The following is a 12922-nucleotide window of genomic DNA, read 5'->3' on the forward strand; positions in this document are numbered from 1 at the left end:
GTGAAGAATTTGGGCCGAAGAGTAAGTGTGACAATCAGATTGTTTGTATCGGGCCTTTTACCAACCCGACTCTCAAGATTAAGGTCCATTCGAGCCGGGGGGGCTCCAGCATGCTCCATTGCGAAAACACGACTACATCCGGAACCGCGAACGACGCTGTTCCTGCACTGTCCAAAGAGCGCCGTTGCGGTGCCATGGCCGGCTGGTTGGTAATGGCAGCTGCTACCTTGCTCACCGCGTGCGGCAGCAGCGAGCTGGCTGAGCCGGAAAGTTCGGGCACGCCACTGCGCGTTCGCCTGATGACCGGCGAGCAGTTCTCCAACACCATGTCAGATATTTTCGGGGCCGACATCAGCAATGCCGTCCCCGCTCCATTGCCACCGTTGACGCGAACCGACGGTTTGCTCGCCTCCGGCGCCGCTTCAGTCGGGCTGACGTCGGACCAGGCGCAGCAGTTGCAACAGGCTGCTACCGCCATTGCGGCCAAAGTAGTGGACAAGAAACACCGTAATTTCCTGATTCCCTGCAAACCCGAATCGCTGACCGAGCCGGACAACCTTTGCGCCACCGAGTTTTTGAAAGAGACCGGTCGGCTGTTGTACCGACGACCGCTCGACGAAGTGCACGTGGGTGTGCTGACTGACGTAGCTGCCGAAGGCGCACGCCAGACTGATGATTTTTACGCGGGTCTGGCCGTCGCCCTGGAAGTCATGCTGATCAGTCCCGAAGTCATTTTTATCATCGAATCCTCGGAAGCAGATCCCGATAACCCGGGTCAGGAACGGCTGGACGCTTACACGCTCGCGTCGCGCCTGAGTTTCTTCCTGTGGGACTCGGCACCGGATGCAGCGCTGCTGGACGCCGCAGAGAACGGTGAGCTGGATACCGACGAAGGTCTCGCCAGAACCGTTGAGCGGATGCTGGGCAGTTCGCGCCTTGAAGACGGCTTGCGTGCTTTCTTCGATGACATGATGGAATTCGACGATTTCGCGAGCCTGGCGAAAGACCCGATTGTTTACCCGACTGTCACCGGCGCCACGCTGGCCGATGCTCGTGAACAGACGTTGCGTACAGTGATCGACCATGTCTTGGTCCGCGACCGCGATTATCGCGACCTGTTTACGACGCGCGATACGTTCATGTCGATGAACCTTGCGGCGATTTATGGCGTGCCCACCAACAACGGTTGGGTTCCGTATGAGTTTCCGGAAGACAGCAAGCGGGCAGGTTTGCTGACCCAGGTCAGCTTCCTGGCAGCACATTCGCATTCAGTGCGTAGTTCGCCGACACTGCGCGGCAAAGCGCTGCGCGAATTATTCCTTTGCCAGGTTGTGCCGCCACCGCCGCCCGATGTCGATTTCTCATTGCTCGAAGATGCAGGTGATGTGGCAACGGCCCGCGAACGCATCGATATCCATACGACAAACCCATCCTGTGCCGGTTGTCATCTGATCACTGACCCGATTGGCCTGGCGTTGGAAAACTTCGACGGTGCTGGCAACTACCGCGAAAAAGAAAACAACGTCGTGATCGACACGACCGGTGTACTGGATGGTGTTAACTACGGCGATCCGGACGGTCTGGCTGTTGCATTGCGCGACCACGAAAAATTGCCGACCTGCCTGGTTAATCGTGCGTACGCCTACGGTACCGGTGGCCCGGTCGACATGCGCAGTGATCGCGAAGTGCTGGAATTCTTTGAGGCACGTTTTGTCGAACAAGGTTACAAAGTAAAGGATTTGTTGCGTGACATCGCAACGAGTCAGGTTTTCAAACAGGTACGCCCGGGTAACCGATCGGAAGCTGTTGTTGCGAGTGCGAGCAGCATCGTGCAATCGCACCTTGCCCGTACCCCGAACTAGATTGAGGACAAGGAGGTAGTCGAATGAAAAAGCTGAACAGACGTCGAGTTTTGAAAGGAATGGTGAACGGCACGGCAGTCACCATCGGCCTTCCGCTCCTCAATTGCTTTCTGAACGATAACGGCACGGCGCTGGCATCCGGCGCGCCGATTCCGACCCGTTTCGGCACCTGGTCCTGGGGACTGGGCATGAACAAAGAAATATTCGTGCCGAAGACCACCGGCATGAACTACGAGCTTCCTCCGGAAGTGGCTGCGCTGAAACCAGTGCAGCAGCACATCAACATGTTCACCAACTACCATGTGTTCAAAGATGCGGCACCGAACCTTTGTCATCACACGGGCTGGGTGATTTTGCGTTCAGGCATCGCACCTCTGACCGGTGCAAACCGACCTGGTGAAACGATCGACGTTACTGTGGCCAAAAAAATCGGCAACAGCACGCGCTTCCGAATTCTGAGTGCAACTGCCACCGGTGACGTGCGTGACAGTTTCAGTTACGAAAACGGCAATTCCGTCAACGCTCCGGAATGGTCGCCCTTGCGTTTCTACGAACGCCTGTTTGGTGGCGATTTCCAGGACCCGAATGGCGCGGAGTTCAAACCCGACCCACGGGTACTCGTTCGCAAGAGTGCGCTGTCACACGTATTGGAAGAGACCCGCAAGCTGAGCAAGGAACTGGGTACCGAGGATCGTGCCCGACTCGATCAGTATTTCACGGGATTGCGTGACCTCGAACGCCGTTTCGATCTGCAGTTGACCAAGCCGGATCCGCGCGAAGCGTGTGTCATGTCTGAACGGCCGGAAGATTTGCCTACGGGCCTTGATGCAGACCTCGTTGCCAAGCGTCACCGCATGATGACCGACCTGATGTTAATGGCGGTTGCGTGCGATCAAACGCGGGTGTTCAACATGTTCTATGCCGCCGCATTCTCAGCGACGACCAAACCCGGTTACGACAAGCCCCATCACACGGCAACCCATGAAGAAGCCGTTGTCGAAGAAGAGCATTGCCAGCCAAACGTTTCGTGGTACACCCGCCGCGCAATGGAAGAGTGGTCGTACTACGTGCAATCGCTGGCGAACTTCAAGGAAGGTGACGGCACGATGCTGGATAACGTCTTCGTTTACGCGTCGACGGATCAGTCTTTTGCCAAGATACATTCCATCGAAGGGATACCGATGTTCAGCGCGGGTCGTGCCGGTGGCAGGATCAAAACCGGCATGCATCTGGACGGTGGTACCAGTCCGGGTACGCGACTGGGTTACACGGCGCTGCGACTCATGGGCGTTGACGTACCGTCGTGGGGTGACCAGAGCAACAAAACGTCCAATGAGATCAGCGAGATCCTCGCCTGACGGCATAAGCTATTCGATTCATCTGCACGCCCCGGCGCACTCCAGGTAGTGGCGCCGGTTGCGTGTTGATCGATCCGGGAAATTATATGTTTGCGACCAAAAACCGGCGCCAGAAGCGTGCCCGGTCCCTGACAGCAACAATGGCAGTATCAAACGCTGTCCTGTTGCTTGTTCTGTCTCCTCTATCACTGGCCGATCATCATCTGGCTGGTGAGTCTGCCGCTGTGGAGGCTTACGTCGATGAGCCGATGCCGGCAGGCTTTCGTGTTGAACACACGGAAACAGAAGGCCCGGTATTCGCAGACGAGCAGGGCCGGACATTGTACAAGTGGCCCCTGTCACGACTGCGCAACGGCTACAGTGGCGAAGCACCGGGCAAGCCGGGGTGCTATGACGAAGTACTGACGGTAACGGCGGGGCTGATGAGCCCGTATCCGCCGGGCGTGACGCTTCCGGACCTGGACACGCGACCAAGTTGCACCGACCTGTGGCCGCCGGTATTGGCGGCGGACGATACAGAAGATATCGGCGAATGGACAATTCTTGAGCGCACAGACGGAACGCGGCAATGGGCCTACGACGAGCAGCCGCTCTATACGTCGGTTCTTGATGTAGAGCCCGGTGATGTCTACGGCGGTTCCACTCGACGCAGCGGCGGAGACTCGCCGGCAATTCGCGTGCCGGTCGGGCCAGCACCTGAAGTACCGCCGGGTTTCGATGTCCGCACAACAACCGTTGGCCGCATGCTGACGACCGACAAGAACGAATCGATCTACGCCAATGAGGGAGACACGGCGGACAGTACCGTCTGCGATCATGAGTGCGCCCTGATCTGGAAACCGGTTGAAGCGCCGGCGATGGCCAGGTCCCTGGGTGACTGGGCCACGTTCGAACGCTCGCCCGGCTTGTTTCAGTGGGTGTTCAGAGGCAAGCCGCTGTACACGTATGCCAGAGACTCGGGCTCGTGGAGTCAGCTGGGCAGTGACCAGCCGGGCTGGTCGAACGTCTTTACCCAGCGTACGCCGGAGCCACCCGCGAGCTTTACGATTCAAGACACACTGGTGGGCCAGGTTCTCGCAGATCGCCGTGGCATGAGTATCTACACCTACGTATGTGGCGATGACTCCCAGGACCAATTGAGTTGTGATCATCCCAGCGATACCCAGGTTTACCGGCTTGCGATGTGCGGCGGCGACGACATTGAGAGATGTCTGCTAACTTGGTCGTACGTCGAAGCGGACGCCAGTGAGTCCAGCGAAAGTCGAACCTGGAAGATCGCGTTGATCGACCCGCAAACCGGCCACTTTGCCAACGAAGACCAGGACGGAGCATTGCGCGTCTGGACTTACCGGGACCGACCGGTTTATACCTATGGCGGTGACGAAAAGCCTGGCGACCTGAACGGTGCCGGGACAGGCGAATGGCGCGGTCAGCGAAACGGCCTCAAGGCATTCTTTGTAAGAGATGACTACTTCAGGGGGATACTCTGATGGCGAAAAACACAAACAACGGTAGTTCGCAAAGACTGATACTAGGTAATCGTGCCAGCTCGCGAAGTGTGCTCGCCGCAGTCGGCTACAGCGCTCTGGGACTATTGCTTGGTTCCGTCAGTGCTGCACAAGAAAACACCGCGCCGCCCAACGGTACTATCGGTTTTGCCTTGACGGATTTGTTCTGGTCGGTTTACCAGACACCGAATGCCAAAGAAGAGTGCCCACAGGGCTTCAATGACGGACCGCGTGAACAGTACGACATTCTGTACCCTGATCCGGCCAAACGAACCGTCGTCAACACGCGCCTGGCGCGCGAAATCGAAACCTGGCACCCAACAGCGGAAGACGAAGATTTCGTGTTCCATTCGGCGTCAGGACCGTACTCATACGGGCTGAACCTTGACGGCAAGGTAGACGAAAACGATTACCAGCACCCGAACGGCGAAAAGGGTATCGACAACCAGGTATACCGCGCGGTCGGTTGCATCATTGGTTTTCGGGGACCCGACGGTGTTGAGTACATTTTCCAGAACAAGGCGATTACCGACGCTGTCTACAACCGGACGATGTTCGAGCTGACCGAAGTCGATGACATGCAGAACGACGAGCATGTCGTCATGACTGTTTACCGCGGCATGGACAAGCTGTTAACGGACGCAACCGGCGATAACGTCATTGCGGGTGGCTCGCAAAGAATCGATACCCGTTGGGGTCGACGTCTTATTCAGCAAACGACGGGCAAGATTGTGGACGGCGTGCTGACGACCGAGCCACTGGATGAAATGCTCATTCCGTGGATGAACCTGGGTGTCCCGACGTTCCAGTTGATTCGCGACATGCGGGTTGAGTTCAAGCTGACACCAACTGGTGCCACGGGTTTGATAGCCGGTTACGCTGACGTAGATACGTATTACAAGCAGCTGATTCGCAATGACTCCACGCACCATCTCAGTAACGGACAGATTTCCGGAGTGTCGTTGTACAAGGCGCTGCGTCGTTTTGCCGACGCGTATCCGGACCAGAACACGGGTGCCAATACCGCAATTTCGACCTCACTGGATGCCAAGCTGACACAGGTTTATATTGTTCACCCTGACGGCGAAGCCGCGAAAGCCGCTTTGCTGGAAGAACTTAAAGACGGCAGTCTGTCAGCGTCGGCGACTGGCGAAGAAGCCCGGAAGGGCGAACGAGCCAGCCGTTCGGATACACGATAAAGTAAACAGGACGCTATCCAGTATTGTCCGATAGCCGACCCGCGTAACGTTGCCTGCGTTCTCGTCCATGGCCGATTTTTACGGCCATCGTCGGGAACGGGCTATCTCCACGGAATATCATCATGCAAGAACTTGCCAAGAAAGAATCCATGAGCACTACCTTACTTGAGCGTCGCAGCGCCGCGGTCGCGCATGGTGTAGCGACCGCAACCCCGTTTTTCGCCGATACGGCCGAAAACTCGGAGATTTATGACACCGAAGGACGACGCTATATCGACTTTGCAAGCGGCATTGGCGTACTTGCAACCGGTCATCGTCACCCGCGGATCATGGAGGCGGTTCAGCAACAGCTTGGCCGCTTCAGTCATACCGCGTTCCAGGTGATGGCTTATGAGTCCTACGTGGAACTGGCAGAACGCCTGAACGAAATTGCCCCGATCGACGGCCCCGCCAAGACGGCGCTGTTTACGAGCGGCGCAGAAGCCGTTGAGAACGCAGTCAAGATCGCGCGCTGTGCGACCGGCCGGCCTGCGGTCATCGCTTTTGGCGGAGCATTTCATGGTCGCACGATGATGACATCGGGCCTGACGGGCAAGGCTATCCCTTACAAAGCGATGACGGGTCCGGTTTCGCCCGAGATATTCCGGGTGCCGTTTCCTGTTGATCATCGTGGGATCAAGGTCGAAGACACGCTGGCTGCCTTGCAATCCTTGTTCAAGTGCGACGTTGATTCGTCGCGAGTAGCGGCCATCATCATCGAGCCGGTTCAGGGTGAAGGCGGCTTTCACGTTGCGTCTCCTGAGCTGATGCAGGCATTGCGTGGTGTTTGCGACGAGCACGGGATATTGCTGATCGCCGATGAAGTGCAATCGGGTTTCGGTCGTACAGGCAAGGTATTTGCAATTGAACACAGCGGTGTCAAACCAGACCTGATAACAGTGGCAAAATCGCTTGCCGGCGGTTTTCCGTTGTCCGGCGTGATCGGTCGTGCCGAGGTCATAGACTCTGTGCCACCGGGCGGACTCGGCGGTACCTACGGCGGCTCGCCGATAGGCTGTGCGGCAGCACTGGCTGTGCTCGAGGTTATCGAAGAGGAAAAATTGCTGGAGCGTGCTGAGGCCATTGGCCAGCGTATCCGCGCCAAGCTGGCGCCGCTAATGCAGAAAGACAGCGGTGCCAACATCGCAAACCTGCGCGGTCTGGGTGCGATGCTGGCATTCGACATAGTCGCACCATCATCGACTTACGAGCCAGACGCAGCACGCGCGAAACGTATCGTTGCTGAAGCGCTGTCAAATGGTCTGATTGTCCTTACCTGTGGAACCTACGGGGACACAGTGCGAATACTGACGCCTTTGACAATCTCTGACGAATTACTTGAACAGGGCATGGATATTCTTGTAGCGTCTATTCGGGAATGCGTCTAGCAATTCACGGCTGGTATCGCGCTCAACCCTAATTGGTATGACTGGAGTTACAAAAACAATGAATTTTCGAAAAAGCTTTGCTGCCAGTGCGGTGGCCGCAGCCCTTATGGCTGTGTTGTCGGCCTGTGGGTCGGCTCCGAAAGGCGATGTCGCCCACGGCGCAGAGCTCTACGCTCAGTGCGCGGCTTGTCACGCGTTTAAGGAAAATCAAGCCGGTCCGGCGCATTGCGGTCTGTTCGGGCGAACAGCGGGTACGGCACCGGGCTACAACTATTCGAATGCCATGCGGAATTCCGGCATCGTGTGGAATGAGGAGGTACTGAGTGAGTTTCTGGTATCGCCATTTTCCTATGTTTCGGGAACAAATATGGGTTTTGCCGGTTTTCCGAACGAGCAGGACCGCAACGACCTGATTGCCTATCTTAAGCAACAGACCAGCGACCCTTCAGTTTGCCCTGCAGGCTGATAGCCACGGGAGGGGTTAAGCCCCTCCCGTTTCTGTTTTCTCGCAGCACCCAGCGGCAGCGACACACGAGCCACCGCAGCCAGTACGCGACCGCCTGGTCCTGCTCCCTCATTGAAATTCGCAACCAGTAATCGCAGACAGGCTGACCCATTGAGTCGGCCTTGCGCCTTTTACCGTCTCAGAACTAGCCACTCGGGCCGCATTCCGCGCGGTCGGTAGTTTATCCGGAGCCACACGTGACCCTTAGCAACCTCGACGACAAACTACTGCTGCAGACCGGCGCCTTTATTAATGGTGCCTGGCGGCACGCTGACGACAGCGCGAAGTATAAGGTCGAGAACCCTGCAACGGGCGAGACTATTGCTGAGGTAGCGCACTGCGGGGCGGCAGAAACCAGACGCGCGATCGAGGCGGCGAACAACGCATTGCCCGCCTGGCGCCAAACACCGACCAAACAGCGGGCCGCGTTGTTGCGCAACCTGTTTGACCTGATGATGGCCGCGCAAGAAGACCTTGCCCGGATCATGACGGCGGAGCAGGGTAAGCCAATTACGGAGTCCCGCGGCGAGATCGCTTACGGTGCCAGCTATATCGAGTGGTTTGCCGAAGAAGCCAAGCGAGTTTATGGCGATACCATACCGGCACCTGATAATGACAAGCGCATCGTTGTCATTCGGCAAGCCGTCGGTGTCGTTGCCTGCATAACGCCGTGGAATTTCCCCAATGCCATGCTGGCCCGCAAGATTGCGCCAGCCTTGGCGGCGGGTTGTACGGTAGTCTGCAAACCGGCGAACGAAACGCCACTGTCCGCAAACGCGTTCGCCGAACTGGTTCGCCGCGCAGGTATTCCTGCCGGCGTCGTGAACGTTGTTAGTGGCCGTACAGCCGATATTGGCAACGAACTGACCAGTAATCCTGTTGTGCGCAAGCTGACCTTTACCGGTTCAACACCGGTCGGCAAGTTCCTCACGGCCGAATGTGCCAAGACGATGAAACGTACGTCCATGGAACTGGGTGGCAACGCGCCGTTCATTGTGTTCGACGATGCTGATCTGGACAGTGCGGTAGCCGGAGCGATTGCCAGTAAGTTCCGCAATGCAGGTCAGACCTGCGTTTGCGCCAACAGAATGCTGGTGCAAGATGGCATCTACGATGCATTTGTAGAGAAGTTTGCTGCCGCAACAAGCCAGTTGAAAGTGGGCTTGGGCACAGAAGTGGGTATCGATATCGGGCCGTTGATCAACACTAAAGCGGCGAAGAACGTAGTGTCGTTGATTGAGGATGCCAAAGCGCACGGCGCGCAGGTTGTGACCGGTGGCGGCTATTCGGACGTCGGCGAGAATTTTGTGCAGCCTACGGTACTGAGCAACGTCAATGATCAAATGCGGGTCTTCCGCGAAGAGATCTTCGGTCCGGTCGCGCCGGTTTTCCGCTTTACCTCTGAAGCAGACGCCATTCGCATGGCCAACGATACCCCATTCGGCCTTTCGTGCTATTTCTACTCCCGCGACATTGGTCGCGTCTGGCGCATTGGTGAGGCGCTGGAATACGGCATCGTCGGGATCAACACCGGAATGACGACCAGTGAGACTGCGCCTTTCGGCGGTATCAAGGAATCAGGTCAGGGACGGGAAGGATCGAAGTACGGTCTGGACGATTATCTTGAGATCAAGTACCTCTGCATGGGTGGCGTTAGCCAATAAGCTGCGCGGAATTCGTCCATCCCAGCTACAAACTGTCAGGCGCTGGTGCTGCTGCCTTTGTCCGTGACAGGCGTCAACGCCCGCGACTACCCCGCAGGTGCTTCCACGTCATCGAGTTCGTTCGCGCGCTGCAGTGCCTCCCGACTGTTCACGCGTGACCAGTAATCTTCGAAAGCAGGTCGCTTGTCGAGGGTGCCGAATTGCAGTCCCCAGCCCACATGTGAGCCGACGTAAACGTCCGCGGCAGAGAATGAATCGCCAGCGATAAAAGGGCGTGCCTGGACGGCTGACTCGAGTGTGTCGATCACTGTCGCCAGCTTGCCGTAGCCAACCATACGTTCCCGATCAGCGGGCACTTCAACTCCCAACGCCTTGTTGTTTAGCGCAGCTTCAAGTGGTCCGGCAACGAAGAACAGCCAGCGATAGTAGTTCGCTCGCTCGGTTAGTGGCGGTGCCAGGCCCGCATCCGGAAATGCATCGGCGAGGTACGCGCAGATCGCTGCGCATTCCGTGACCGTTGCGGCACCATGCCGTAAAGCCGGCACTTTCCCCATCGGGTTTACCGCAAGGAATTCGGGTGTTTTCATGCCGTCCCCGTACTCAAGGACTTCAGTTCGGTAGGGGACCCCAAGCTCTTCCAGCATCCAGCGTGCAATTCGTCCGCGTGACATTGGATTGGTGTACAGCACAAGTTCCTGGCTCATCGGTGTCTCCGCAAATCTTGTAGAACAGTAAGGGTATTGGAAAGAAGCTGCCGCTTGGGACCGCAGTTTGGCGTACGCTTACTGATGTCCCCGCAACCGTCGTTCAGGGGCACTGCTAAAGCACGCCGCAGCGCATTCGCTACCGGGTACGGCGGAAAGCCTGTCAGTCGGCACAATGGCTCTGCCTGGTTAGTTCGCGAATACGGTCATACATTGAGCAGCAAATGCTCTCTTTCCCAGGGACTGATCTCACGATGAAACTGGCGCATTTCCTCGCGTTTCACTTCATCGTAAATCATGCAGAATTCCTGGCCGAGAATGTCATGAACGGCATCAGCCGATTCAAAACAACGCAGTGCCTCGTCCAGCGTCGTGGGTATGTTGTAGGCATCATCGTCAAGTTCGCCAGCGGCTGGCTGTCCCGGCTCGGTTTTTTCCAGCATGCCGAGGTAACCGCAGGCGAGCCCGACCGCGATAGCCAGATACGGATTGCAGTCGACACCCACGACCCGGTTTTCCACCCGGCGGTTCTCCGCTGAGGAGTTCGGCACGCGCAGTCCGGTGGCGCGATTGTCGAAACCCCAGGCGAAGTTGGTGGGCGCGCTGGAATTCGAGTCTGCTTCAAAGCGCCGGTAACTGTTTACGTAAGGTGCCATTAACGGCAACGCCTGTGGCAAGTATTTTTGCGACCCACCGATGAAGTGCATAAAGCGTTCGCTCGCCTTGCCCTCGGCATCGCTGAAAATATTGTTGCCGGTTTCCAGGTCGACAATGCTTTGGTGCACGTGCATTGCGGAGCCGGGTTGGTCACGCATCGGCTTGGCCATGAACGTGGCGAACATACCGTGATTCAAGGCAGCCTCACGGATAATGCGCTTGAAGTAGAACACCTGATCAGCCAGCAGCACAGGATCACCGTGGGTCAGGTTAATCTCGACCTGGCCCGCGCCGTCTTCCTGGATCACGGTATCAATAGTCAGACCGGCATGCTGCGCGTAGTCGTAAATAGTATCGATAACCGGACCGTAGTCGTCGACTGCGGACATGGAGTAGGACTGGTTGCCGCTGCCACGTCGGCCGGTTCGGCCAATGGGCGACTGGATAGGTTCGTTCGGGTCAACATTGGGTTTGATCAGGTAAAACTCGAGTTCTGGTGCGACGACTGGTTTCCAGCCCTGATCTGTAAACAGCTGAACGACGTGTTTGAGTACATTGCGCGGCGCAATCCGGACAGCGTTGCCATCCCGGTCAAACAGGTCGTGAATAATCTGCAAGGTTGGTTCTTTCGCCCACGGCACAGCCTTTGCGGTCGACATGTCGGCTTTCAGAACCAGATCGCCTTCAGCCCATTGATTGGCGATGTCCATCTCGACATCGTGGCCGGTAATGGTCTGATAGAAAATAGACACCGGCAAGTACGTTTCGTGCTGCGGATCAAACATACGGACGGGCATCGATTTGCCGCGAGACATGCCGGCAAGGTCGGGCACGATGCATTCCACTTCGTCTACGTCTCGCCCGTTGCGGTATCTCTGAAACGCTTCCGGGAGGTCTTGCAGCCATTCCTGATTGTGCCTTTGCATCCGAGAGACTCCGTAGTCTGACTTAGGTCAATATTAGTGATAGTAACTGCTTATTCTGGTGACAGTGCGCGGTTTCGCGGTCTTTTTTCACCGATCTTATGAGCAATGTCGGTATAGCGTTTCTAGATCTTGTGCAGGAAATCCGTACGTACACAGTTGCTACCCGCCCTTACGACAGTCGGTTGCAATTCACCTGACCATGAGCGCGATTTGAAAAGCAGGATTTTGTTCTATACTGACGCACGCTGAATTCCGAGTCGACTGTAGCCGAATACACACGATTCTGTCAGCTGGCGAATTCGGGCAGAAAGAGGGCGGTGACCGCTACTCTCGTGTTCGGACTCGCGCAAGAATCCGGATCAGTTGCCGGGTGTCCCCACTGTCTTAGTTCTTAACAATGGAATGGATGGCAAATGAAAAACTTCAATGTCGTACTGCTGGCTTTCGTTCTCCTCACGTCCACCTACGGGTGCAGTCAACATTCCGTTCGTCAGGATGATGGGCGCGATGGTTTCGTCTACGTGCAGGATGTTATTCCAGACGTGGTTCTGGACGTGCGCTATCACTCCAATGACAACTTCATGGGCACCGTCGTGGATGGCTATCACCGTGATGTAATCCTGATCAGCAAGCCGGCGGCAGCTGCATTGCAGCGGGTCCAGGAAGACCTGCGGCGCCAGGGATTCGGTCTGAAAGTTTTTGATGGTTACCGGCCGCAGAAGGCGGTGAACCATTTTGTCCGTTGGTCGGAGGACCCTGCTGATAGATTGACGAAACAAACCTACTATCCGGATCTGCCAAAAGATCGCCTGTTTGAACTGGGCTATATCGCGCGCAAGTCCGGTCACACGCGCGGCAGCACACTGGATCTCACGGTTGTCGATCTGGCCAGTGGCGACGAGCTGGATATGGGCAGTCCCTGGGATTTCTTCGGTGAAGTGTCACACCATGACTCACCATTGGTCGACAGCGTAGTTACCGCCAATCGTGAATTGCTGCGCCAGGCTATGGTTCGTCACGGGTTCCTGCCTTATGCGAACGAGTGGTGGCACTACACCCTGGCGAACGAGCCTTACCCGGATACGTACTTCGATTTCAACGTGGAATAGCCG

Annotated in this window: 10 protein-coding genes; 8 read left to right on the forward strand and 2 right to left on the reverse strand. The window is 56.7% G+C overall.

Annotated elements, in window-relative coordinates; translation table 11 throughout:
* The first annotated feature begins 110 nt into the window (after window positions 1–110).
* The 7 genes from AC0L8N_RS13095 (at window position 111) to AC0L8N_RS13125 (ending at window position 9523) form a co-directional block, all read left to right on the forward strand.
* Window positions 111–1862, forward strand: coding sequence for a DUF1592 domain-containing protein (locus AC0L8N_RS13095; protein ID WP_473668125.1), 1752 nt, complete (start codon window positions 111–113; stop codon window positions 1860–1862).
* Between the two features lie 23 nt (window positions 1863–1885).
* On the forward strand, window positions 1886–3220 hold the full coding sequence (locus AC0L8N_RS13100; RefSeq protein ID WP_473668126.1) for a DUF1552 domain-containing protein: 1335 nt from the start codon (window positions 1886–1888) through the stop codon (window positions 3218–3220).
* Between the two features lie 140 nt (window positions 3221–3360).
* Window positions 3361–4710, forward strand: coding sequence for a hypothetical protein (locus tag AC0L8N_RS13105; RefSeq protein WP_473668127.1), 1350 nt, complete (start codon window positions 3361–3363; stop codon window positions 4708–4710).
* A complete protein-coding gene (locus AC0L8N_RS13110; RefSeq protein WP_473668128.1) occupies window positions 4710–5927 on the forward strand; it encodes a hypothetical protein in 1218 nt (405 codons plus the stop codon). The genes AC0L8N_RS13105 and AC0L8N_RS13110 overlap by 1 nt, the downstream gene beginning before the upstream one ends.
* Before the next feature lie 122 nt (window positions 5928–6049).
* Entirely contained in the window at window positions 6050–7354 is a 1305-nt protein-coding gene (gabT, locus tag AC0L8N_RS13115; RefSeq protein ID WP_473668129.1) for a 4-aminobutyrate--2-oxoglutarate transaminase, read from the forward strand.
* 58 nt (window positions 7355–7412) lie between these two features.
* Window positions 7413–7820 (forward strand): c-type cytochrome, encoded by a 408-nt coding sequence (locus AC0L8N_RS13120; protein WP_473668130.1) that lies wholly within the window; start codon window positions 7413–7415, stop codon window positions 7818–7820.
* A gap of 236 nt (window positions 7821–8056) precedes the next feature.
* Entirely contained in the window at window positions 8057–9523 is a 1467-nt protein-coding gene (locus AC0L8N_RS13125; RefSeq protein WP_473668131.1) for an NAD-dependent succinate-semialdehyde dehydrogenase, read from the forward strand.
* Between the two features lie 86 nt (window positions 9524–9609).
* Here AC0L8N_RS13125 and AC0L8N_RS13130 read toward each other — a convergent pair whose 3' ends face one another.
* Together AC0L8N_RS13130 and AC0L8N_RS13135 are read right to left on the reverse strand one after the other, a co-directional pair.
* Complete coding sequence (locus tag AC0L8N_RS13130; RefSeq protein WP_473668132.1) at window positions 9610–10227, reverse strand: glutathione S-transferase family protein; 618 nt, start codon at window positions 10225–10227, stop codon at window positions 9610–9612.
* 206 nt (window positions 10228–10433) lie between these two features.
* The gene (locus AC0L8N_RS13135; RefSeq protein ID WP_473668133.1) at window positions 10434–11810 is read right to left on the reverse strand and encodes a glutamine synthetase family protein; all 1377 of its coding nucleotides are present in this window, start codon (window positions 11808–11810) and stop codon (window positions 10434–10436) included.
* A gap of 413 nt (window positions 11811–12223) precedes the next feature.
* On the opposite strand from AC0L8N_RS13135, the gene AC0L8N_RS13140 reads away from it, so the two are divergent.
* The gene (locus AC0L8N_RS13140) at window positions 12224–12919 is read left to right on the forward strand and encodes a M15 family metallopeptidase (protein ID WP_473668134.1); all 696 of its coding nucleotides are present in this window, start codon (window positions 12224–12226) and stop codon (window positions 12917–12919) included.
* The last annotated feature ends 3 nt before the right edge of the window (window positions 12920–12922 follow it).

The organism is Woeseia sp. D3-10 (assembly GCF_055809415.1).

Excerpts from the sequence above, each read along its gene's own strand:
- AC0L8N_RS13095 (WP_473668125.1), top strand. The coding sequence starts at position 111 with ATGCTCCATTGCGAAAACACGACTACATCCGGAACCGCGAACGACGCT.
- AC0L8N_RS13100 (WP_473668126.1), top strand. The coding sequence starts at position 1,886 with ATGAAAAAGCTGAACAGACGTCGAGTTTTGAAAGGAATGGTGAACGGC.
- AC0L8N_RS13105 (WP_473668127.1), top strand. The coding sequence starts at position 3,361 with ATGGCAGTATCAAACGCTGTCCTGTTGCTTGTTCTGTCTCCTCTATCA.
- AC0L8N_RS13110 (WP_473668128.1), top strand. The coding sequence starts at position 4,710 with ATGGCGAAAAACACAAACAACGGTAGTTCGCAAAGACTGATACTAGGT.
- gabT (WP_473668129.1), top strand. The coding sequence starts at position 6,050 with ATGCAAGAACTTGCCAAGAAAGAATCCATGAGCACTACCTTACTTGAG.
- AC0L8N_RS13120 (WP_473668130.1), top strand. The coding sequence starts at position 7,413 with ATGAATTTTCGAAAAAGCTTTGCTGCCAGTGCGGTGGCCGCAGCCCTT.
- AC0L8N_RS13130 (WP_473668132.1), bottom strand. The coding sequence starts at position 10,227 with ATGAGCCAGGAACTTGTGCTGTACACCAATCCAATGTCACGCGGACGA.
- AC0L8N_RS13135 (WP_473668133.1), bottom strand. The coding sequence starts at position 11,810 with ATGCAAAGGCACAATCAGGAATGGCTGCAAGACCTCCCGGAAGCGTTT.
- AC0L8N_RS13140 (WP_473668134.1), top strand. The coding sequence starts at position 12,224 with ATGAAAAACTTCAATGTCGTACTGCTGGCTTTCGTTCTCCTCACGTCC.